The organism is Marinibacterium profundimaris (assembly GCF_002210095.1).
Lineage (GTDB): Bacteria > Pseudomonadota > Alphaproteobacteria > Rhodobacterales > Rhodobacteraceae > Marinibacterium > Marinibacterium profundimaris.
In genome coordinates, this window is record NZ_AQQR01000005.1 from 321329 (window position 1) to 343537 (window position 22209).

Consider the following 22209-nt stretch of genomic DNA (forward strand, 5'->3'; position numbering starts at 1 on the left):
GGGAGGGGGCTGATGGCCGAGCGAGAGACATTCGGATGCGCCCGCGTCCTGCCCCCAGAGGCGGCATGGGACAGACGGAAAGTCTCCGCTCGGCCTGAGGCCTGCAGCCGGAATGCGAGGATTGGGACATGAGTGAGCCGCTGTTTCACATGATCGCCGGAGGGCCGCGGCCCGTGGCGCCGTTTTCCCACGCGGTGGAGGCGGATGGCTGGGTGATGCTGACCGGGCAGATGCCGACGGATCCGGCCGCGCCGGATGCGCCGCTGCCCGAAGGGATCGCGGCGCAGACGCGGCGCGTGATGGAGAATCTCGAGGTCGTGCTGAAGGGGGTCGGGCTGGGGCTGGAGCACGTGGTGCAATGCCGCTGCTACCTGACGGAATTCGAGCGCGACTACGACGAGTTCAACGAGGTCTACAAGGGCTTCTTCCCCGAGGATCGGCGTCCGGCGCGGACCACCGTGGGGGTGACGGCGCTGGCCGTGGGGGCCCTGGTCGAGGTGGATTGCATGGCGAGGCGGCCCGATGCGTGATCAATGGCACGAGGTGAAGGAACCGGGGCGCTATACCCTCGCTCGGCGGTTGCCGGTACGGTTCGACGTGGCGGTCACCACCGCCATGCCGGCCTTGCGCAAGGACCGGCTGGCGCTGCAGGTGCGGCAGGACCTGTGGCGCGCCCTGCAGCGGGTACGCGGGTTTTCTCCGGTCGTGCGGGTGACCGAGACCGGGACGGGCTGCGAGGTGACGGCCGGCGGCCGGGTCGATGGCGGTACGGTCCCGCGCCAGCGGATGGAAGAGACCATCGCCGGGATCCTCGACGATCCGGCCCGGCGCGCCCGCTGGGCGCGGTTCGCCGCGCGCAAGGCCGGCGCCGTGGCGCTTGCGATGCTTGCTCTTCCGGCCTTGACGGCCGGCCTCGCGACGGCCGATCCGGTCCCGGTGGAGGTGCCGTCGGGCCAGCCCGTTTCGCTGGTCGGCGTGCTGCTGGATGACGGGCCGGGCGCGCTTTGGGCGCGGTTCCGCTTTGTCGCGCCCGAGATGACAGCCGACAGCGCCGAGGCCGCCGCCGGTGACATGGATCACCTCTGCAGCGCCGTGGCCGCACCCTACGTGTCCCATCACCGGATCGAGCCCGCGCGGATCGTGATTTCGCTGTCGGACCGCGATGTCGAATTCGGCAAGGCCGCGCCGGAGGCCACGCAGTTCTTCGAAGCCTATGCCTGGCGCGACGGCGATTGCGTCTGGGAGGCATTCTGATGCCTGTCCTGCAGCGCGTGACATCGTCGGCCGCTGCAATGCCGGGCGTTCCGGCATCGGCGCCGGTCGGCTCACCACCCGCACGAGGCACATGTATTTCCCCCCGCGACTGCGCTACAGTCCGGCGGGGCCGCGCCTGGGCGGCCCGTTGTCCCCGGGCCCGGCACCAGAGGCACAATCCCGCCGCGGCCCCGAAGAACGAGAGCAGGAGTTTTGCATGGCTAAATTCATCATGTTGCTGGCCCTTGCCGGCACCTTCGGCACGCTATCGGCCTGTGCCAACAACGAACCCGAAGAAGTCGTCATCATCGAACCCGAACCGATTTCGACCGAGCCGACCTACACCGGCAAGTACAAGTAACACGGCAGGCGGGCAGGCCGCTGGCCCTGTCCGCCCGGCCTCCGCATCCCGGGCACGTGCGGCCCGGACCCTGCGCCCTGCCTCAACCGAATCTCAGGAGAGGCAGACATGCTGAAGCATCGCGGCTTCCCCGGCCGCATGGCCGGCACCGATTTCCAGTTCACCGTGCGCCGCGCCAACCCCAGGGGCGTCACCAGGCTTGTCGCACGCGAACGCTACCGCGACCGCAAGCCGGCGGATAAACGCGCAGACGCGGCCTTCATGGCGGCGCTTTGGGCGCATTTCGGCACAGAGCCGTTCGAGCGCGGCAACCTCGACGCGGGCCGGCTCGCCTGGCTCTTCGGGCGCGAGGTGAAAGCCGCCGAGGACCCGTTCGACCCTGAAAGCTATGACGCCCTGCTGCAAATCGACGAGACGGTCGCGCGGGCGTCGTTTCCGGACGCTTTCGAGGATGAGCCATGGGGATGAGCGCGGCACCGGCAGGACCCCGCCGGTTGGCGGATCCTCGCGTATGGTCAAACCATGGGGCGGAACCCTATGTCCTGCGACGCGTTTACATCGCGAAGCTGACAGAAGGAAAAACCCCATGCCCATCAAACAGATTGTCGTCGCCTGCGGGCTTCTTGCCGGCCTTTCCGCCTGCGGCCAGACCACCGGTGAACAGGCCCTGCTGGGTGGCAGCGTCGGTGCAGTCGGTGGCGCCGTCGTCGGGGCCAACCCGCTGGCATCCGCAGCCGTCGGCGCCGGCGGCAACGTTCTTTACTGCGAGGTCAATCCCGGCCGCTGCAACTGATCCCGCGTCCCGTCAGGGGCGCACCGATTGTTTCCGCAACACCGCTTCGGCCGCATCCGGCCGGGGCGGTGTTTTGCGTTTGCTCCCCTCGAAGACGAAGGACCAGCCATGTTCAAGAAGATCCTGATCGCGAACCGGGGCGAGATCGCCTGCCGTGTCATCAAGACGGCCCGCAAGATGGGCATCCGGACGGTGGCGGTCTATTCCGACGCCGACAAGAACGCGCTGCATGTGGACATGGCGGACGAGGCGATCCACATCGGCCCGCCGCCCGCCAACCAGTCCTACATCGTGATCGACAAGATCATGCAGGCCATCAAGCACAGCGGCGCCGAGGCGGTGCATCCGGGATATGGCTTCCTGTCAGAGAACCCGAAATTCGCCGAGGCGCTTGAGGCCGCCGGCGTCGCCTTCATCGGCCCGCCGAAGGGCGCGATCGAGGCGATGGGCGACAAGATCACCTCGAAGAAGATCGCGCAGGAGGCCAACGTGTCGACCGTGCCGGGCTACATGGGTCTGATCGAGGATGCTGACGAGGCGGTGAAGATCTCGAAGGAGATCGGCTACCCGGTGATGATCAAGGCCAGCGCGGGCGGTGGCGGCAAGGGCATGCGCATCGCCTGGACCGACGAGGAGGCGCGCGAGGGCTTCCAGTCGTCCAAGAACGAGGCCGCCAACAGCTTTGGCGACGACCGGATCTTCATCGAGAAGTTCGTGACGCAACCGCGCCATATCGAGATCCAGGTGCTGGCCGACCAGCATGGCAACTGCATCTACCTGGGCGAGCGCGAATGCTCGATCCAGCGCCGCAACCAGAAGGTCATCGAAGAAGCGCCGAGCCCCTTCCTGGACGAGGCCACCCGCAAGGCCATGGGCGAGCAATCCTGCGCGCTGGCCAAGGCCGTGGGCTATGCGTCCGCCGGCACGGTGGAATTCATCGTCGACGGCGACCGGAATTTCTACTTCCTCGAGATGAACACCCGGCTTCAGGTGGAACACCCGGTGACAGAGCTGATCACCGGCGTCGACCTGGTCGAACAGATGATCCGCGTCGCCAATGGCGAGCCGCTGTCGATCACCCAGGACGACGTCAAATTGAACGGCTGGGCCATGGAAAGCCGGCTTTATGCCGAGGATCCCTACCGCAACTTCCTGCCCTCGATCGGCCGGCTGACCCGCTACCGTCCGCCGGCCGAGACCTCGGATTATCTGCCGGGTGTGGTGCCCTCCGCCCCGGTGATCCGCAACGACACCGGTGTTTATGAAGGCGGCGAAATCTCGATGTTCTATGACCCGATGATCGCCAAGCTCTGCACCTGGGGGCCGGACCGGCTTGCGGCGATCGAAGGGATGCGCGGAGCGCTGGATGCCTTCGAGGTCGAGGGGATCGGGCACAACCTGCCGTTCCTGAGCGCGGTGATGGCGCATCCGAAATTCGTGGCCGGTGACATGACCACCGCCTTCATCGCCGAGGAATATCCCGAAGGCTTCGACGGCGTGAACCTGCCCGAGGCGGCGTTGAAGAGGGTCGCTGCGGCGGCGGCGGCGATGAACCGCGTGTCCGAGATCCGGCGCTCCCGCGTGTCCGGCCGCATGGACAACCACGAACGGATGGTCGGGTCCGACTGGGTCGTGACCGCGCAGGACCACAGCTTTGCCGTAAGCATCGACGCCGATCACGACGGCGCCACGGTCAGCTTCGAGGATGGCACCGTGCACCGTGTCAGCAGCGACTGGACCCCGGGCGATTCGCTGGCCGAACTGACGGTGGACGGCGCGCTGCTGTCGCTGAAGGTCGACAACATCACCAGCGGTTTCCGCATCCGCACCGCAGGGGCCGACATGAAGGTCCATGTCCGCACCCCGCGCCAGGCCGAACTGGCCGCGCTGATGCCCGAGAAGCTGCCGCCCGATACCTCGAAGCTGCTGCTCTGCCCGATGCCCGGCCTGATCGTGAAGGTCGATGTCGAGGTCGGGCAGGAGGTCCAGGACGGGCAGTCGCTGTGTACCGTCGAGGCGATGAAGATGGAGAACATCCTGCGGGCCGAGCGCCGGGGCGTGGTGTCGAAGATCAACGCCGCCCCGGGCGACAGCCTGGCGGTCGACGACGTGATCATGGAATTCGAGTGATCCGCGCGGCCGCTCATATCGGGGCCCGACGCGGTCCGGCGGGCGGCCCCGCGCACCGGACCGGGGCCGCGGTCCCGGATACGGTCTGTAAACCATTGGGCGCTAGGCTCCGGCGGGATTGGATCCCTTCGGAAAGGCGGGCGCGCGATGCGGCAACTGGGTCTGGCTCTGCTGGGTGTGGCGGGCATCATGCTGGCGGGCTGCAAGCTCGACCGGGAGGATCGCCTGCGGCAGGAACTGGGCAGCTGGCTGACGCTGCAGGACACGCTGGAATTCTCTTCGCGCGGGACCTGCACCGGTGCGGTCTTCCGGCTGGAGACCACGGCGATCAGCGACCGGATCACCAAGGCGACTTCGATCGAGACGGCGGTGCATTACCTGCGCGCCGGCCGGATGGTGGTGTTCGAGATATTCGACACCAGCCCCACCGTGGTGTCCGAGCAGATCATGACCGCCAGCCTGGAACAGGGGCTGGGGCTTTTGTCGAACGGGCTCGGCCCGGCAAAGCGCTGCCTGTCGGATCGGGCCGGCCTGGCCTTCTACAACGCGATCATGTCGCCCGAGGCGGTGATGATCTACGACCCGGACGGCAATTCCCTGACCTTGGTTCACACGCAATCCGAGGTGCCGCTGGCGATCTTCCTGCGCGGCAACGTCTAGGCGGGCGCAGGGCCCTTCTTCGCCCCGGGCGCCTCTATTCGCGGGCGGCGTCCTCTTCATGCCGCAGGGCGCGGCGGTCGCGGACCTCCTGCTGGCGCAGCGGGGTCTTGTCGATGGTCCGCGTGATCTCGCGCACGGAATACGGGAAGGGCTTGCGCAGTTTCACCGCGCCGTCCTTGCCCACAAGCACCATCTGGAACCCGCGCGGCCGCATCCGGGTGCGGATCGGCCCGGCCGCGTCGGGATCGACATCGGTGATGATGACGACGTCGCGGTCGGCCAGCATCTCGATCTCGGATTCCAGCATCGTCAGCTGCTGCTGGAACCGTGGATCGGCGGGCGTGTCGGCAAAGACGAGGATCGGCCGCGCCAGCCACAGGAATCCGTCGAGATCCATGTCGCCGGCCTCCACGATGCTGCCGGGCACAAGAGCCTCGTTCGGGTCATCTGCGGCCTGGGCGAAGGAGGCGGAGAAAGGGGCGGCGAGGGTCGCTGCGAGAGCGAGTGCGATGATGCGGGTCATGTCTTTGAATATAGACGCCTCGCCGCCGGAAACGACAAGTCGCGATGCCGCGAGGCGGGAAAATTTTAAATTTAAGGTGCTGATGAGGGGGATGGCGCGATGATGGCGGCCTCCCCCGAATTCCGGCCGGCCGGGGCGGCCATAGCAGCCTGGAGCCGCCGCCTGATGGACGTGATCCTGCATATCGGAGCGCATCGCACCGCCACCACCACGTTTCAGCACTTCCTGAGCGACCTCTCAGCGCCGCTGGCGGCCGACGGAATCGCCGCCTGGGGGCCAAGCCGGACACGCAACGGGCTGTTTCATGGTATTCATGGCGGCCGGGCCCGGGCCGGGCACGACGTCCCCGCGCCGTTTGCCCGCGCGCGCGGGCGCATTGCGCTCAACCTGGCCCGTCTGCGCGACAGGGGCCGCCGGGCGCTGATCGTCAGCGACGCTAGCCTGCCGGGATCCCTGCGCGACACGCTGACGCGCGGGGCGCTTTATCCCGGGGTGGGGGCGCGGCTGTCGCGGGTGCATGCCGCCTTCGACGGGCAGATCGACCAGGTCGTGCTGACGATCCGCAGTCTCGATCTTTACTGGAGCTCGGCCCTGGGCCACGCCGTATCGCGCGGGCAGCCGGTGCCGGATGCCGATGCGCTGGACCGGCTGGTCACCATGCCGCGCAGCTGGCGCGACGTGATTGCCGACGTTGCCTGCGCCATGCCTGGCGCCCGCATCCGTGTCCTGCCCTTTGAACGGCTTGGCGGCCGGCCCGATGCGCTGCTGTCCGAAATACTGGGCCGGCCCTTTGCCCCGGACGCGGCCGACCGGCGGCTGAACGCCACGCCGAAGCTGCCCGCGCTGCGCAAGCGCGCTGGCGCGGGCGCGCCCTTGCCGGGGGGCGATGACCGCTGGCAGCCCTTTGACGCGGCCCAGGCCGCCGCCCTGCGCGAAACCTATCGGGACGATCTGTTCTGGCTGGCCGCCGGGGCCGATGGCCTGGCAGAGCCGATGGCCTATGCGCCCGACCCGACACCGCACCCAATGCCCCATTCCAAGGCGGGACAAACACCGCCCCAGACCGACACGACAAGAGGAAGCACCGATGACATCCAGCAAAGACGAATGGCGCCGCCTCGCCGAGAGTGAGCTGCGCAACCGCTCTGTCGAGGACCTGACGTGGCAGACGCTCGAAGGCATCGACGTCGCGCCGATCTACACCGAGGAGGACCTCTCCGGCGTCGATCACCTGGGCACGATCCCCGGCCAGGCACCGTTCCTGCGCGGGGTGAAGGCGACAATGTATGCCGGCCGCCCCTGGACGATCCGTCAATATGCCGGGTTCTCCACGGCCGAGGAATCGAACGCCTTCTACCGCAAGGCCCTGGCGGCCGGGCAACAGGGTGTCTCGGTCGCCTTCGACCTTGCCACCCACCGCGGCTATGACAGCGACCACCCCCGTGTGCCGGGCGACGTGGGCAAGGCCGGCGTGGCGATCGACAGCGTGGAAGACATGAAGATCCTGTTCGACGGCATCCCGCTGGACAAGGTGTCGGTCTCGATGACCATGAACGGCGCGGTGATCCCGGTGCTGGCGAACTTCATCGTCGCCGGCGAAGAGCAGGGGCACGACAAATCCGTGCTGTCGGGCACCATCCAGAACGACATCCTGAAGGAGTTCATGGTCCGCAACACCTATATCTATCCGCCCGAGCCCTCGATGCGGATCATCGCGGATATCATCGAATACACCTCGGCCGAGATGCCGCGCTTCAACTCGATCTCGATCTCCGGCTACCACATGCAGGAGGCCGGCGCGAACCTGGTGCAGGAGCTGGCCTTCACCCTGGCCGACGGGCGCGAATACGTGCGTGCCGCCATCGACCGGGGCATGGATGTCGACAAGTTCGCCGGGCGCCTGTCGTTCTTCTTCTGCATCGGCATGAACTTCTTCATGGAGGCCGCCAAGCTGCGCGCCGCGCGTCTGCTGTGGCACCGCATCATGTCCGAGTTCGAGCCGAAGAACCCCAAGTCGATGATGCTGCGCACCCATTGCCAGACCTCGGGCGTGTCGCTGGCCGAACAGGACCCCTACAACAACGTGGTCCGCACGGCCTACGAGGCGATGTCGGCCGTCCTCGGCGGGACCCAGTCGCTCCACACGAACTCCTTCGACGAAGCCATTGCCCTGCCGACGGAATTCTCGGCCCGGATCGCGCGGAACACGCAGCTGATCCTGCAGGAGGAAACCGGCGTGACCAACGTGGTCGATCCGCTGGCGGGCTCCTACTACGTCGAGAAGCTGACCGCGGACCTGGCCGATGCGGCCTGGAAGCTGATCGAGGAGGTCGAGGAGATGGGCGGCATGACCAAGGCCGTCGCCTCCGGCATGCCGAAGCTGAGGATCGAGGAGGCGGCGGCGCAGCGGCAGGCCAAGATCGACCGTGGCGAGGATGTCGTCGTCGGCGTCAACAAGTACCGCAAAGAGAAGGAAGACCCGATCGACATCCTCGATGTCGACAACGTCAAGGTGCGCGCCTCCCAGGTGGCGCGGCTGGAGAAGATGCGGGCGGAGAGGGACGAAGACGCCTGCCAGGCCGCGCTGGCCGAACTGGAACGGCGCGCGAAGGACGGCGGAAACCTTTTGGAAGCGGCGGTCGAGGCAGCACGCGCCCGGGCCTCCGTCGGAGAGATCAGCATGGCGATGGAGAAGGAATTCGGCCGGCACCGGGCCGAGGTGAAGACGCTCGCGGGGGTCTACGGCGCCGCCTACGAGGGCGACGAGGGCTTTGCCGCGATCCAGAAATCGGTCGAGCAATTCGCCGAGGACGAAGGCCGGCGTCCCCGGATGCTGGTGGTCAAGATGGGCCAGGACGGGCATGACCGGGGCGCCAAGGTGATCGCCACGGCCTTTGCCGACATCGGCTTCGACGTGGACGTGGGCCCTCTGTTCCAGACCCCGGACGAGGCGGCGCAGGACGCCATCGACAACGACGTGCACGTGATCGGGATCTCGTCCCAGGCCGCCGGGCACAAGACGCTCGCGCCGCAGCTGGTCGAGGCGCTGAAGACCCATGGCGCCGAGGACATCATCGTGATCTGCGGCGGCGTGATCCCGCAGCAGGATTACCAGTTCCTGCAGGACCACGGCGTGAAGGCGATCTTCGGCCCCGGGACCAACATCCCCGAGGCGGCCCAGGACATCCTGCGCCTGATCCGCGAGGCCCGCGCGGCCTGAGCGTGCCGCATTCCTGATCACCGGGCCGGCGGGGCAGGGCGCCCCGGCGGTCCCTCGCGACGGGGCAGGAGACACCGGCCCCGCGATCGGATAGGCAGGAAAGCCATGGAACTCGATCACATCGTCGTCGCCGGCCAGACACTGGAAGAGGCCACCGCCCATGCCGAGGCCGCCCTTGGCGTGCCCTTCGGCCCGGGCGGCAGGCACGCGGCTTTCGGCACCCACAACCGGCTGCTGGGGATGGATGACGGGCTTTACCTGGAAACCATCGCCATCGACCCGGATGCGCCGGCAGCGGGCCGGCCGCGCTGGTTCGACCTTGATGCCTTCACGGGCGCCCCGCGCCTGTCGAACTGGGTCTGCCGGTCGGACATGCTGGACGACGAACTGGCCCATCTGCCCGGCGCAGGCACGCCGATCGCCGTCGAACGGGGCGATCTGCGCTGGCGCATGGCGGTGCCCGCCACCGGCCGGCTGCCCTTCGACAACCTTTGCCCGGCGCTGATCGGGTGGCAGGGCGATCTGCATCCGTCCTCCATGCTCCCCGCCTCGGGCTGCCGGCTGAAGCGTCTGGTGGTCAGCCATCCCGAGGCCGCCGATCTTTCCTCCCTGCTGGACGACCGCCTGTCGGACCCGCGCGTGGTCTTCGACACCGGCCCCGCCGGCCTGCGCGCCGAGATCGAGACGCCGAACGGGCTGCGGATCCTCGCATGATCCTGCGGCAGGCGCGGGCAGGGGATGCGCCCGACATCGCGCGCATCGCCAACCACGTCATCGCCGAGACGCTGGTCACCTTCACCACGATCCTGCGCCGCCCCGGCGACATCGCCACCGACATCGCCACCCGCGCGCCCGCCTACCTGGTGCTGGAAGCGGAGGGCCGGGCCGAGGGATTCGCCACCTATGGCCCCTTTCGCGGCGGTCCGGGCTATGTCGCCACGGTCGAACATTCGATCCAGCTGTCGCCGGCGATCCAGGGCCGGGGCGGCGGCCGCCTGCTTCTCTCGGCTCTCATCGACATCGCGCGCGAACGGGGTGTGCATGTCATGATCGGCGGCGTCAGCAGCGCCAATCCCGGCGGCATCGCCTTTCACCGGGCCATGGGATTTGACGAGACCGGCCGCCTGCGCGAGGTGGGACGCAAGCAGGGCCAATGGCTTGACCTGGTTCTGATGCAAAAATTGCTGTGAACGCGCTGACACCGCCGCAGCGACGGGATAGGGATAGCACATGTCGATCTGGACCCGCATCACTGCCGCTATATCGGCCCTCGCCCAGGGTGAAGGGCTGGCCGAGGTGTTCGACAGGCTGCGCACGCCGCCGGAACGCTCGGTCGCCTTCACCATCGCGGTGATCGCGCTTGGCGCCAAGATGGCCAAGGCCGACGGACAGGTCACACGCGCCGAGGTCACCGCTTTCCGCGAGGTGTTTCAGATCGCGCCCGAGGACGAGGCCAACGCCGCGAAGGTCTTCAACCTCGCGCGCATGGATGTCGCCGGTTACGATGTCTATGCCGAACGCATCCACAACATGTTCCAGCACGACCCGACGACGCTCTGGGACCTGATGGAGGGGCTGTTTCACATCGCCGTGGCGGACGGCGTCTATCACCCGGACGAGGAACTCTTCCTCGAGGATGTGTCGCGCATCTTCGGCCTGCCGCGCCATGAATTCCGCGCCATGCGCGCGCGCTACGTGCCCGATGCCGCGCCCGATCCCTACACGGTGCTGGGGGTCACCCCGGACATGGATGTGGCCGAGATACGCCGCGTGTGGCGCCGGCTGGTGCGCGAAACCCATCCCGACGCGATGCTGGCCCGCGGTCTGCCCGAAGAGGCGATCAAGCTGGCGGAAAAGCGCCTGATCAAGATCAACCGCGCCTGGGAAGAGATCAACACCGCCCCCGCCTGAATGTGAACGCTCAGGGGGTTTCCGCCTGCGCCGCGACGGCGTACCATCCCGGACATGAAACGGATTCTTATCCTTCTCGCGGTTCCGGCCACCCTGGCCCTGGCCGCCCCCGCCATGGCGCAGGATGACGATGGTGCTCCGCGCGACGGCATAGACCGCTTCTTCGACGGTCTGCGCGACGGCATGGACGGCGCGCTCGGCACGCTCGAAAACTGGACCGAGGAAGTCGGTCCCGCCATGCGCTCCTTCATGGAGGAAATGGGCCCCGCCCTGGCCGAGATGATGGACGAGGTAAAGGACTGGTCCCGTTACGAGGCGCCCGAGATGCTGCCGAACGGCGACATCATCATCCGGCGCAAGCCCGAGGTCGCGCCCGACGGCCCCGACACGCCCGGCGACCCTGTCACGCCGCCCGAGAGCGAAGAGGACGACCCGATCGAAATCTGATCGGGTCCAGCCCCCCGCGCCGCCCTCTCGGTGGCGCGCGTCCCCCTGCTTCATCTTTGCAAAAATACCTCACTGAGAGGCCGGCCATCCCACGGTGGCCTCTCCGGTCGCCGCGCCCTGGACGCCGGTCAGCCGACCTTCACCACGCCCTTGCCCCCAAGCGACGAGGCCAGGGACTGGAACCGCGATTCCGCGACCTCTCCGAACAGGATCTGGGCGTCTTCCGACAGCCGCAGCTGCAGCACCTTCTTGCGCGGATCCCAGTGCAGCGCGGCCGTGTCCTCGCCCCGTTTCAGCCAGAGCATCGCGCCGAAGCGCATCGCCTTGCCGAGGATTTCGGCCTGGTCCACCTGTTTCGGCGTCAGCAGCGAGAACAGCGTCGACACCCGCGAACCAGACCGCTTGTTGGTGTAGCGGTGCAGCAGCGACAGCGCGAGGAACACCCGTTCCGCGTGGTCCAGCCCGCCGAGGTTGGCGCGCGTGGCATAATCGAAACAGCTTTCGGCCCGGTAGTCGGGATGCGCGCGCCAGCTGACGTCATGCAGCAGGCAGGCCGCCTTGATCAGCCGCAGCCGCTGTGGCGAGGCGTCGGGAAAGAGCGGCAGAACGAAGCGATAGAGCACGCGGCCATAGCCCGGACTGCGCGCATCCTTGGTTTCGGCGAAATGGCAGGCCTCGATCAGCGGGTCGCGGTCCCGTACGCCGTGTGGCATCTGTTCGTACAGCAGTCCCTCGCGTATGCCGTAGCTGGACACCGCGATATCGGTGGGACGAAATTTGCGCACCAGCCGGGTCAGCACCTCGATGGCGTAGGGCACCAGCTCCATCCGGTTGGACGACACCTTGGCCTCCGAGCGCAGCGTCTCGGGATCGCTTTCGGCGATCAGCCGCGCGGTCTTGGTCACGTCCGACGGCGTCATCGTGTATTCGTGCAGAACGCGAAGCGGATAGTCCCGCCGCGCCATGTCGATCTTGGCGATCGCCCGCCAGGAGCCGCCGACCAGGAATAGCCGCTGCCGGCCCTCGCCGAACTGGGTGTGCAGCGCCTCGACGGTATTCTTGATATGGGCTTGCCGCCCGCGCGTGCCGCCCTTGACCAGCTGCAGCTTCAGCGGGCCGAGGTTGGATGTCGTGCAGCGCCCGACCTCGCCGCCGCGCAGCTCGGCCAGCTCCATCGAGGATCCGCCGATGTCGCAGACCAGCCCGCTGGCATCCGGCCAGCCCAGCAGCACACCCTGGGCCGAAAACCGCGCCTCTTCCTCGCCGGGGATGACGTGGATATGCAGGCCGGTCTCGCGCAGAACCTGGTCACAGAACTCCGGCCCGTCCTCGGCGTCGCGCACGGCGGCGGTGGCCACGGCCGTCAGCGGCGGCATGTCCATCGATTCGGCCAGCTTCTGGAACCGGGCCAGCGCCTTCAGCGCGCGTTCGCGGCCCTTGGGATTCAGCTTGCCGGTGTCCGACAGGCCAGAGCCCAGGCCGCACATGACCTTTTCGTTGAAGAAATAGGCCGGCGAGCGCGCCGCGCCGTCAAAGATCACCAGGCGGACGGAGTTCGATCCGACATCCACGACACCGACCCGCGACAGCGATTCCGCGCAAGGGTCGTCAAACAAGGGTCGTCCGAAGGGTTCCCAATCGGCCATCGGCTGGTTCACCTGCATAGTCTGGGTGACCTTCGCATCTGCTTGGTAGTCCGACGCCAAGGCTGCACCAAATATTGTGGCCGGTCAATCGTGTCCGGTCAATCTTCGGCATGGGTGAGGCTGGGCACATCCTTGGCCCCGGCTGACCCACGCCCCGAAAGTGAGGGGTTCTCCATGAAGAAGCGGTGACAGTTGAAGGCGAATTCGCCCTCCGATACGGCGGCGCGCCGGTGGCTTCCGTCGGGGTTCATGATCCAGCTTTGCGCCACGTCCGCAAGGTTGGCGGCCATGATCTGGCTGACAATCTGTGCCTTCACGGTGTCGTTGTGGATTTCCACCAGCGTCTCGATCCTGCGGTTCAGGTTGCGGCCCATCCAGTCGGCGGAAGAGATATAGACCCGCGCCTGTTTCGACGGCAGCCCGCCGCCATTGCCGTAGCACACGATCCGCGAGTGTTCGAGGAAGCGGCCGACGATGGATTTCACCCGGATGTTGTCGCTGAGCCCCTTGATGCCCGGCCGGATCCCGTTGATCCCCCGGATCACCAGGTCGATCTTCACGCCCCCCTGCGAGCCGCGATAGAGCGCCTCGATCACCTCGGGATCGATGAGAGAGTTCATCTTGGCCCAGATCTGTGCCGGTCGGCCGGCTTTCGCGTGTTCGATTTCGGCGTCGATGCCGGCGATCAGGGTCTTCTTCAGGGTCGAGGGCGAGATCGACAGGTTCTCAAGCTTTTCGGGGAAGGCGTAGCCCGAGAGGTAGTTGAACACCTTGGTCGCGTCGCGCCCCAGCGCGGCATCGCAGGTGAAGAAGCTGAGGTCGGTGTAAATGCGCGCGGTGATCGGGTGGTAATTGCCGGTGCCGTAATGGGTGTAGGTCACCAGCTGATCGCCCTCGCGGCGCACCACGGTGGAAATCTTGGCATGGGTCTTCAGGTCGATGAAGCCATAGACCACATGCGCGCCCGCGCGTTCCAGCCGGCGGGACTGGCGGATGTTGGCGGCCTCGTCGAAGCGGGCCTTCAGCTCCACCAGCGCGGTGACCGACTTGCCGTCCTCGGCCGCCTCGCACAGCGCCTCGACGATCGGGCTGTCGCGCGAGGTGCGGTAAAGCGTCTGCTTGATCGCCACCACGTCCGGGTCGGCGGCGGCCTGTTTCAGGAACCGCACCACCATGTCGAAGGTCTCGTAGGGGTGGTGCAGCAGCATGTCCTTGCGCCGGATCGCGGCGAACATGTCGCCGTCGTGGTCCTGCACCCGTTCCGGCACACGCGGCGTGAAGGTCGGCCAGAGCAGATCGGAGCGCGCGGAAATCACCAGTTCGGACAGGTCGGCCACGCCGATCATGCCGTCGACCTCGATCACCTCGTCGGCCTGCACGTGCAGCTCGCGCATGACGACCTTCTTCAGCTCTTCCGGCGCGCCGGCGGTCAGCGTCAGCCGCACGACCTCTCCCCGGCGGCGGCGCTTCAGCGCGACCTCGAATTCGCGCACCAGGTCCTCGGCCTCTTCCTCGACCTCCAGATCGCTGTCGCGCAGCACGCGGAAGGCGAAATGCGCCTGAACCCTGTAGCCGGGGAACAGCCGATCGATGAAGACCAGCAGAAGCTCCTCCAGCGGCAGGAAGCGGTGCGCGCCGCTGTCGGAGGGGAGCGAGACGAAGCGGTCGATCTGGTGCGGGATCGGCAGCAGCGCCTGCAGCGCGCGCTTGTCGCGGGTGCGCTCCAGCTGCAGCGCCAGCGAGAAGCCGGTGTTGGGAATGAAGGGGAAGGGATGCGCCGGGTCGATCGCCAGCGGCGAGAGCACCGGGAAGACCTGGTTGAGGAAGACGCCTTCGAGATGGGCGATATCCGCATCGCTCAGCGCGTGACGGTCGAGGATCGAGATCCGCTCGGCCTCCATCAGCGCCTTGAGATCCGACAGCACCGTCTGCTGCCGCGCCATCAGGTTGCGCGCATCGTCGTCGATCAGCACCAGCTGCTCGGCCGGGGACAGCCCGTCCTGGCCGGGCGTGGTGTTGCCCGCCTGGGCCAGCTCGCGCAGGCCGGCGACACGGACGGTGTAGAATTCATCCAGGTTGTTGGCCGAGATCGACAGGAACCGCAGGCGTTCCAGCAGCGGCACGCGCGTGTTCTCGGCCTCCTCCAGCACGCGCCAGTTGAACCCCAGCCAGCTGAGCTCGCGGTTGAAGAAGCGGCCCGGGCCGGTCAGGTCGAGGTCCGGCATCTCGACCGGGGCGGGCATCGGGGAGTTGAGAAAATCGGCGTCGGACATCCTGGCTCTCGGTTCGGAAGGGGCCATGGGCTTAATGGGGGCTGGCGCGGCTGCCAAGCACCTCGGTGGTCAGCGCGCGGGTCACGTCCCGCCCGGCCTCCAGCGCGGCGCGGTCCAGCCGGTCGACCAGGTCGGTGGCGGCGGCGAAGGACCGTTCCATGTGGCGGACGGCGTAGGGGATCACGTCCGGCTTCGGGGACAATTGCCGGTCGGCGAAGAGTTTCATCATCACCGCGGCCAGCAGCGCGTCATCCGGCGCCTCGAGCGCGGCATGGGCGGCGGCGGCGATGCGGCTTTTCAGGTCGGGCAGGTGCAGGCCCCAGGTCTGCGGCGCGGCGCGCCCGGTCAGCAGCAGGGGCAGGCCGCGCTCGGCCAGCATATTGTGCAGGTGAAACAGCGCGCGCTCGCGCACCGGGTCCCCGGCAATGGCCGGCACGTCCTCGATCGCCATGGCGGTCTGCGCCAGGTCGGGCACGATATCCTCGTCCAGCGCGGCGGCGGGAAGGATGCGGGCGCCGTATTCCGCGTATTCCGTGGCCCAGACATGGGCCAGGTGCGTCTTGCCGGCGCCGGGCAGGCCCGAGATCGCCAGCTTGCGCCCCGGCAGGTCGAGCGTGCGGTCGATCAGGTCGATGGCCAGCGCGTTGGACGGCGCCACGAAGAAATCGTCGCGCCCGAGTGCCGGGCGCACCGGCAGATCGAAACTCAACTGGCGCGGCAGGTCAGTCATCGCGGGGGGCGGGCAATCCGGTGTAAAGCTTGCTGTGTTTGTACTGGTCTATGCCGAAGCGTACCAGAACACCGATGGCGGCGGCCAGCGGCACCGCCACCAGCAGCCCGATGAACCCGAAGAGCGTGCCGAACACCGACAGGGCAAGCAGCAGCCACACGGGGTGCAGCCCGACGGAACTGCCCACCAGGTTGGGCGTGAGGAAGTTGCCCTCGACGAACTGGCCCAACTGGAAAATCGCGGCAACGATGGCGATCATCCACCATTCGCCCCAGAACTGGAACAGCGCCAGCCCCACGGCCAGCGCCCCGCCCAGCAGCGCGCCGAGGTAGGGGATGAAGGTCAGCGCCCCGGCGATGAAGCCCACGACCAGCCCGAAATCCAGCCCCACGATCATCAGCGCGATGGCGTAATACGAGCCCAGGATCGAACAGACCATCACCATCCCGCGCACGAAACCGGCCATCGTCCGGTCGATATCCGAGGCAAGCTTGCGGATCGTGCCGACATGGTCGCGCGGCAGCAGCTCGTCGATGCGGGCCACCATGTTGTCCCAGTCCAGCAGCAGGTAGACGGCCACCACGGGCGTGATGACGGCCAGCACCACAAGGTTGATCACCGTCATCGCCGAGCTGACAGCGGTGTTGACCAGCTCCAGCGCGCGGCTCTTGGCGGCCTCGCCGATCTGGTTCAGCGTCTGGCGCAGCTGGCTTTCCTCGTTGAGGATGGACGGGAATTTTTCCTGCAGAAACCCCTGCAGGTCGCGGAAAAGCTGAGGCACCAGGTTGGCCAGATCGACGGCCTGGCGGATCAGCGTCGGCAGCACTGCTAGCGAAATGATTGCGAAGATCGCGATGGCGCCCACCGTGATCACCGCCACCGACGCGCCGCGCGACAGGCCCCAGCGTTCCAGCTTGTCGGCCACGGGATCCAGGAAATAGGCAATCGCACCGCCGATCACGAAGGGGACAAGGACGTCCCCCAGCAGCCATAGCAGCGCAACGAGGACCACCGCGGCGACCCCCCAGTATCTGAGCTGAACATTCACTGGCAGCGCCATGTGGCCCCCGGGGCTGTGTCGATCCGTTCGTTGGTCCCTGATTGGCCCAGCCGTGGCGCGCTTGCAAGGCCCAAGGCCGCCTCGATGGCGGGGGCGAACGGACAATTGCCTGCACCAAGGCTTTGCCTTAGACGGTCCAGGTCAAACGTTTCAGCAAAAGGCCCGTTCCATGCGCCTCTCCCGCTACTTTCTGCCCGTCCTGAAAGAGACGCCGTCCGAGGCGCAGATCGCCAGCCACCGGCTGATGCTGCGGGCCGGCATGATCAAGCAGGCCAGCGCGGGCATCTATTCCTGGCTTCCGCTGGGCTTCAAGGTGCTGCGCAAGCTGGAAAACATCGTCCACGAAGAGCAGGTGCGCGCCGGCCATATCCCGATGCTGATGCCGACGCTGCAATCGGCCGAACTGTGGAAGGAATCGGGCCGCTACGACGCCTACGGGCCGGAAATGCTGCGCATCCGCGACCGCCACGACCGCGACATGCTGTATGGACCGACGAACGAGGAGATGATCACCGACATCTTCCGCTCCTACGTGTCGTCCTACCGCGACCTGCCGCTGACGCTGTATCACATCCAGTGGAAGTTCCGCGACGAGGTCCGCCCGCGGTTCGGCGTGATGCGCGGCCGCGAATTCTTCATGAAGGACGGCTACAACTTCGACCTCACGAAGGAAGACGCGCTGCATGCCTACAACCGCCACCTGGTCAGCTACCTGCGCACCTATGAGCGCATGGGGCTTCAGGCGATCCCGATGCGCGCCGACTCGGGCCCGATCGGCGGCGACGACACCCATGAATTCCTGGTGCTCGCCGAAACGGGTGAGTCGGAGGTCTTCTACGACAGCGCGGTGACCGACATCCGCCTGGGCGCGCGCGACATCGATTACGACAGCGTCGACCAGTGCCAGGCGGTGATGGAGGAGTTCACCTCGCTCTACGCCCGCACGGACGAGACGCATGACGAGGCCAGGTTCAACGAGATCCCCGAAGAGCGCCGCCGCTCGGCCCGGGGCATCGAGGTCGGCCAGATCTTCTATTTCGGCACCAAGTATTCCGAGGCGATGGGCGCCACGGTGCAGGGGCCGGACGGCAAATCGGTGCCCGTGCACATGGGCTCGCACGGGATCGGCGTCAGCCGTCTGATCGGCGCCATCATCGAGGCCAACCATGACGACAAGGGCATCATCTGGCCCGAGGGCGTGACGCCGTTCCACGTGGGCATCGTGAACCTCAAGCAGGGCGACCCGGACACCGATGCCGCCTGCGAGGCGCTTTATGCCGCGATCACTGCCCAGGGGCTGGAGCCGCTCTATGACGACCGCAACGAACGCGCCGGCGGCAAGTTCGCGACGATGGACCTGGTGGGGCTGCCGTGGAGGATCACCGTCGGCCCGCGCGGGCTCAAGACCGGTGTGGTGGAACTGACCTCTCGCCGTACTGGCGAAAGCGAGGAGCTGAACCCCGAAGAGGCCGTTCGCAAGCTGGCCGCGATCTACGAGCCGTACAAGCCCGCTTTGGCCATTGCCTGACTGTCATGTCGATCCTGGCGTCCGGGCCGCATGGTCCGGGCGGGCAGGGGATCTGCCGGTCCGTGCCTTGGGCTCAGACCTTCAGGATGCCGTGGTTCGGGCGTCCGGGCACCGGACGGACGGCCGGGCGGCCCAGGCGGGCGGCAAGGTCGCGCATGCTGGCGCCAAGGTGGCGCATGGTGCAGATGTCGGTTCCGCTGCCGGCTTCGGTCAGCCACAGACGGCCGTCGCGGAACGCCAGCGAATATCCGCGCCGCGACAGCGCCTCGATCAGCGCGGGCCAGCCGGAGGCCTGTTCGACAACCGGGCCGATCCAGCTGCGCATCAGCATGGAGGTTTCGCAATCGATTTCAGGAGCATCCGGATCGGATGGGAATTTTCCGCTTCCGGCACGTGCGGCCCTGAGCGCATCTATATGGTTCATGGAGTCAAACCTCTGGTCTCGGTGTAATTGCGTGGCAGTAGAAACGATCATGGTATTGAATTAAGGAAATGATGCGGTGCCGATCGGGCCATGTCGATGATCTTCCTCACACTTGTAGCTATTGTTGATTAAAATGCGACAGTGGCGGATTTGTTCCTGCGATTACCGGAGGACTTGACCGCGATGTATGGACACCACACCGTCCGCCAAAAAGACCGAGCAGGAGACGCAAATGGCCGGATCCCCGATGCCGTTTTCCGGATTTGAATGGATGATCGCCCGCCGATACCTGCGGGCCCAGCGGGCCGAGGGCGGCGTGGCGGTGATGACCTGGATCAGCCTGATCGGGATCACGCTGGCCGTCTTCGCGCTGATCGCGACGCTGGCCGTGCGCTCGGGCTTTCGGACCGAATTCGTCGGCACGATCCTGGGCGCCAATGCCCATGTCACCGTCTACCAGGGCGCGCAGGCGACCGAGACGGGGCAGCTGGACCGGACGATTTCGGATTACGACGCCATGGCCGCGCGGCTGGCCGAAGTGCCCGGCGTGCTGCGCGCCTCGCCGCTGGTGAAGGCGCAGGTGCTTGCGGCCAACCGGGGCCGGAATGCGGGGGTCGAGGTCTTCGGCATCGCCCCCGAGGCGCTGGCCGGAATGCCCGGCATCATCAACGATGAAACCGGGGTCGGCGATCCTGCGCGGCTGGGCGAGGGGATTGCCCTGGGTTCCGGCGTCGCGCGCGAACTCGGCGCGGCGGTGGGCGACAGGGTGCGGCTGATCTCGCCCGACGGGGTGAAGACGCCGATGGGCGTCTCGCCCCGCGCCAATGCCTACGAGGTCGTCTATATCTTCAGCGCCGGGCGCTACGATATCGACCGCACGCGCGTCTACATGCCCCTGTCCGAGGCGCAGATATTCTTCAATCGCGAAGGATTGGCGGATGAAATTGAAGTGATGGTCGAAGTGCCCGAGCGGGTCGACCGCCTCGGTCCGCAGCTGCTGGAGGCCGCAGGCCCCCGCGCGCTGATCTGGACATGGCGGGATGCGTCGGGCGGTTTTCTGCGCGCGCTCGAGGTCGAGGACAACGTGATGTTCATCATCCTGTCGATCCTCGTTCTGATCGCCGCGATGAACATCGTCTCGGGGCTGATCATGCTGGTGAAGAACAAGGGCCGTGACATCGGCATCCTGCGCACCATCGGGCTGAGCCAGGGCTCGATCCTGCGGATCTTCTTCATCTGCGGCGCGCTGACGGGAATGATCGGCACCTTCGCCGGCGTGATCCTGGGCTGCCTTTTCGCGATCTACATCGATCCGATCTTCTCCTTCGTGAATTTTCTCATGGGCGGCGGCGTCTGGGATCCGGCGATCCGGGGCATCTATGCCCTGCCGGCGGAACTGCGCGGCGTCGACGTGGCCAAGGCGGTCGGCCTGTCGCTGGGCCTGTCCTTTGTCGTGACAATCTTTCCGGCGCGCCGCGCCGCGCGCCTGAACCCGGTGGAGGCCCTGCGCTATGAATGAGGTGCTGCATCTCTCCGGTCTGAAAAAGACCTACAAGAAGGGGCTTCCGGGCGAGATCCGCGTGCTGGACGGGCTCGACATTGCCGTCTCTTCCGGGGAGTCCGTGGCGTTGGTGGCGCCATCCGGCGCGGGCAAGTCAACGCTTCTGCACATCGCCGGCCTGCTCGACAAACCGGACGAGGGCGTGGTCGAGATCGCGGGGCAGACGGCGTCCGGCCTTGACGACGCCGGCCGCACGGCACTGCGCCGGCGCGACATCGGCTTTGTCTACCAGTTCCACCACCTGCTGCCGGAGTTCTCGGCGCTGGAGAACATCGTCCTGCCGCAGCTGGCCAACGGCACCTCTGACCGAGCCGCCCGGTCCCGCGCGATGGAGCTGCTGGGAACGGTGGGCATCGCTCCGCGTGCCGATCACCGCCCCGCGGCGCTGTCGGGGGGCGAGCAGCAGCGCGTGGCCTTCTGCCGGGCGCTGGCCAACCAGCCGCGTCTGCTGCTGGCGGACGAGCCCACCGGCAACCTGGATCCCGAGACGTCGGAACAGGTCTTCGGGGCGCTGATGAAGCTGGTGCGCGAGGCCGGGCTGGCCGCGCTGGTGGCCACTCACAACCCGGAGCTGGCCGCGCGGATGGGCCGGACCGTGCATCTCTCGGGCGGGCGTCTGATCTGACCGCGGGGCGGGATGAGGGCGCTTTCGGTTGTAATGCGCCTTCGCACCGCTTGTCCGATCCGCACAAAGTGAGTCCGTCTTTTCAAGATATTTGAATAAAACCTTGCCGGATTCAGATATTTCGCCGGACGCAGCCATTCCGGGCCCGCGTCCGGCGGTTCAGCCGCAGATCCCCTTCAACTCGACCCCGTTCCAGGGCAGGTAGACGTCGCGTTCCCGTGCTTCGGGCAGGTCGTCGATGTCGAAGACCTCGCTGAGCATGCCGTGCAGGCGCTCGGTCCGTTCGGCCTCCGGGGCCAGGGCGCGGCAGCAGACATACTCCTCGACGATCGTGCCCTGCTGTTCGTAGCCGTAGGACAGGAAGTCGGTCGTCGTTTCGACGTCGAAGAGATAGGGGTCGTCGCTTGTCTGGTGCTCGGCCGCGGCGCGGAGCGGGTGGTAGCCGGTGATCTTGCGGTTCTGCCATTGCCAGGCATGGGTCAGCTCATGCGCGAGCAGCATCGCCTCGACCAGGCCCAGGCGGTCGGGGTATTCGGACAGGTAATCGTCAAGATACCAGTCGTGGGTGAAGAAGATCCGGTTGAAAAGCGCCACGGCGGCCGGGCTTGCGGTCACCAGCTCTTCCCGGGCCGGGGGCAGGATCCGTTCGCGGCAGGTGACGCGGGGACGGGGTTTGCGCATGAAGGTCGCGCTGCCGACCAGGGCGCCGCGGACGAGGCGGACGCGGTCGGTGTCGAGCGTGTCGCCGTGGATCTCCTGGCTGAAGGCGGCCTCGGTCGGGGTCAGCGGCCGGCCACAGGCGGCGGCCAGCAGGAGCAGGGCAAAGGCGGCGGCCCGGCCGCGCCGGTTACCGCGCATGGACGCCCGGGCGACGGGGGGCGCCGGGACGGGCCGGGGCGGGGCGGGACGTCCGGCCAGGCCGGGACGGGGCATGTCTTGGCGTCATCGGAGCGCCTCCTTTCGCGGGGAAGGTAGCCCGGCAATCCGGGGGCGTCGACCGTTCGGAGCGGTCCGGGGACGCTAAAGCGTCCGGCTCAAAACCTGAATCGCAAGGGATTCCCTT

Annotated in this window: 23 protein-coding genes; 16 read left to right on the top strand and 7 right to left on the bottom strand. The window is 67.1% G+C overall.

Annotated elements, in window-relative coordinates:
* Positions 1-128 precede the first annotated feature (128 nt).
* From ATO3_RS15110 to ATO3_RS15140, 7 genes are all read left to right on the top strand, one after another.
* Positions 129-530: a RidA family protein gene (locus ATO3_RS15110; RefSeq protein WP_088650700.1), complete on the top strand. Its 402-nt coding sequence runs from the start codon at positions 129-131 to the stop codon at positions 528-530.
* Positions 523-1254 carry a DUF6497 family protein gene (locus tag ATO3_RS29220; protein ID WP_233152162.1) on the top strand — a complete coding sequence of 244 codons (732 nt, stop codon included), beginning with the start codon at positions 523-525 and terminating at the stop codon, positions 1252-1254. The genes ATO3_RS15110 and ATO3_RS29220 overlap by 8 nt, the downstream gene beginning before the upstream one ends.
* Before the next feature lie 217 nt (positions 1255-1471).
* On the top strand, positions 1472-1615 hold the full coding sequence (locus ATO3_RS29025) for a hypothetical protein (protein WP_198963287.1): 144 nt from the start codon (positions 1472-1474) through the stop codon (positions 1613-1615).
* A gap of 108 nt (positions 1616-1723) precedes the next feature.
* Complete coding sequence (locus ATO3_RS15125) at positions 1724-2083, top strand: hypothetical protein (protein ID WP_088650701.1); 360 nt, start codon at positions 1724-1726, stop codon at positions 2081-2083.
* 118 nt (positions 2084-2201) lie between these two features.
* Positions 2202-2408 carry a hypothetical protein gene (locus ATO3_RS15130; RefSeq protein WP_088650702.1) on the top strand — a complete coding sequence of 69 codons (207 nt, stop codon included), beginning with the start codon at positions 2202-2204 and terminating at the stop codon, positions 2406-2408.
* A 108-nt stretch (positions 2409-2516) separates the two neighbouring features.
* Complete coding sequence (locus tag ATO3_RS15135) at positions 2517-4538, top strand: acetyl-CoA carboxylase biotin carboxylase subunit (RefSeq protein ID WP_088650703.1); 2022 nt, start codon at positions 2517-2519, stop codon at positions 4536-4538.
* A 147-nt stretch (positions 4539-4685) separates the two neighbouring features.
* Positions 4686-5198, top strand: coding sequence for a hypothetical protein (locus ATO3_RS15140; RefSeq protein ID WP_088650704.1), 513 nt, complete (start codon positions 4686-4688; stop codon positions 5196-5198).
* Between the two features lie 34 nt (positions 5199-5232).
* On the opposite strand, the gene ATO3_RS15145 is transcribed toward ATO3_RS15140, so the two are convergent.
* Positions 5233-5721, bottom strand: a complete 489-nt coding sequence (locus ATO3_RS15145) for a DUF4174 domain-containing protein (RefSeq protein WP_088650705.1) — start codon at positions 5719-5721, stop codon at positions 5233-5235.
* A 99-nt stretch (positions 5722-5820) separates the two neighbouring features.
* On the opposite strand from ATO3_RS15145, the gene ATO3_RS15150 reads away from it, so the two are divergent.
* The 6 genes from ATO3_RS15150 (at position 5821) to ATO3_RS15175 (ending at position 11299) form a co-directional block, all read left to right on the top strand.
* Positions 5821-6852: a hypothetical protein gene (locus ATO3_RS15150; RefSeq protein WP_233152163.1), complete on the top strand. Its 1032-nt coding sequence runs from the start codon at positions 5821-5823 to the stop codon at positions 6850-6852.
* Positions 6809-8941: a methylmalonyl-CoA mutase gene (gene scpA, locus ATO3_RS15155; RefSeq protein ID WP_088650706.1), complete on the top strand. Its 2133-nt coding sequence runs from the start codon at positions 6809-6811 to the stop codon at positions 8939-8941. Before ATO3_RS15150 ends, scpA begins: the two co-directional genes overlap by 44 nt.
* 105 nt (positions 8942-9046) lie before the next feature.
* Positions 9047-9655, top strand: a complete 609-nt coding sequence (locus ATO3_RS15160) for a VOC family protein (RefSeq protein ID WP_088650707.1) — start codon at positions 9047-9049, stop codon at positions 9653-9655.
* A complete protein-coding gene (locus tag ATO3_RS15165; protein ID WP_088650708.1) occupies positions 9652-10131 on the top strand; it encodes a GNAT family N-acetyltransferase in 480 nt (159 codons plus the stop codon). Before ATO3_RS15160 ends, ATO3_RS15165 begins: the two co-directional genes overlap by 4 nt.
* A gap of 40 nt (positions 10132-10171) precedes the next feature.
* A complete protein-coding gene (locus tag ATO3_RS15170) occupies positions 10172-10852 on the top strand; it encodes a molecular chaperone DjiA (protein ID WP_088650709.1) in 681 nt (226 codons plus the stop codon).
* Between the two features lie 54 nt (positions 10853-10906).
* The gene (locus tag ATO3_RS15175) at positions 10907-11299 is read left to right on the top strand and encodes a hypothetical protein (protein WP_088650710.1); all 393 of its coding nucleotides are present in this window, start codon (positions 10907-10909) and stop codon (positions 11297-11299) included.
* Positions 11300-11427: 128 nt separating this feature from the next.
* Here ATO3_RS15175 and ATO3_RS15180 read toward each other — a convergent pair whose 3' ends face one another.
* The 4 genes from ATO3_RS15180 to ATO3_RS15195 all read right to left on the bottom strand — a co-directional run bounded on the left by ATO3_RS15180 (position 11428) and on the right by ATO3_RS15195 (position 17008).
* Positions 11428-12963 (bottom strand): Ppx/GppA family phosphatase, encoded by a 1536-nt coding sequence (locus tag ATO3_RS15180; RefSeq protein WP_088650711.1) that lies wholly within the window; start codon positions 12961-12963, stop codon positions 11428-11430.
* A gap of 80 nt (positions 12964-13043) precedes the next feature.
* On the bottom strand, positions 13044-15218 hold the full coding sequence (locus tag ATO3_RS15185; RefSeq protein ID WP_088650712.1) for an RNA degradosome polyphosphate kinase: 2175 nt from the start codon (positions 15216-15218) through the stop codon (positions 13044-13046).
* A 31-nt stretch (positions 15219-15249) separates the two neighbouring features.
* Positions 15250-15948, bottom strand: coding sequence for a P-loop NTPase family protein (locus ATO3_RS15190; protein WP_332888702.1), 699 nt, complete (start codon positions 15946-15948; stop codon positions 15250-15252).
* The gene (locus ATO3_RS15195) at positions 15941-17008 is read right to left on the bottom strand and encodes an AI-2E family transporter (protein WP_088650713.1); all 1068 of its coding nucleotides are present in this window, start codon (positions 17006-17008) and stop codon (positions 15941-15943) included. The genes ATO3_RS15190 and ATO3_RS15195 overlap by 8 nt, the downstream gene beginning before the upstream one ends.
* Before the next feature lie 169 nt (positions 17009-17177).
* Here ATO3_RS15195 and proS point away from each other — a divergent pair, with 169 nt between their 5' ends.
* A complete protein-coding gene (proS, locus tag ATO3_RS15200; RefSeq protein ID WP_088650714.1) occupies positions 17178-18536 on the top strand; it encodes a proline--tRNA ligase in 1359 nt (452 codons plus the stop codon).
* Positions 18537-18609: 73 nt separating this feature from the next.
* On the opposite strand, the gene ATO3_RS15205 is transcribed toward proS, so the two are convergent.
* Entirely contained in the window at positions 18610-18960 is a 351-nt protein-coding gene (locus ATO3_RS15205) for a hypothetical protein (RefSeq protein WP_143747286.1), read from the bottom strand.
* Positions 18961-19192: 232 nt separating this feature from the next.
* On the opposite strand from ATO3_RS15205, the gene ATO3_RS15210 reads away from it, so the two are divergent.
* Complete coding sequence (locus ATO3_RS15210) at positions 19193-20479, top strand: lipoprotein-releasing ABC transporter permease subunit (RefSeq protein ID WP_088650742.1); 1287 nt, start codon at positions 19193-19195, stop codon at positions 20477-20479.
* On the top strand, positions 20472-21146 hold the full coding sequence (locus ATO3_RS15215) for an ABC transporter ATP-binding protein (protein WP_088650716.1): 675 nt from the start codon (positions 20472-20474) through the stop codon (positions 21144-21146). Before ATO3_RS15210 ends, ATO3_RS15215 begins: the two co-directional genes overlap by 8 nt.
* Positions 21147-21305: 159 nt before the next feature.
* Here ATO3_RS15215 and ATO3_RS15220 read toward each other — a convergent pair whose 3' ends face one another.
* Positions 21306-22004, bottom strand: a complete 699-nt coding sequence (locus tag ATO3_RS15220) for a hypothetical protein (RefSeq protein WP_088650743.1) — start codon at positions 22002-22004, stop codon at positions 21306-21308.
* Positions 22005-22209: the final 205 nt, after the last annotated feature.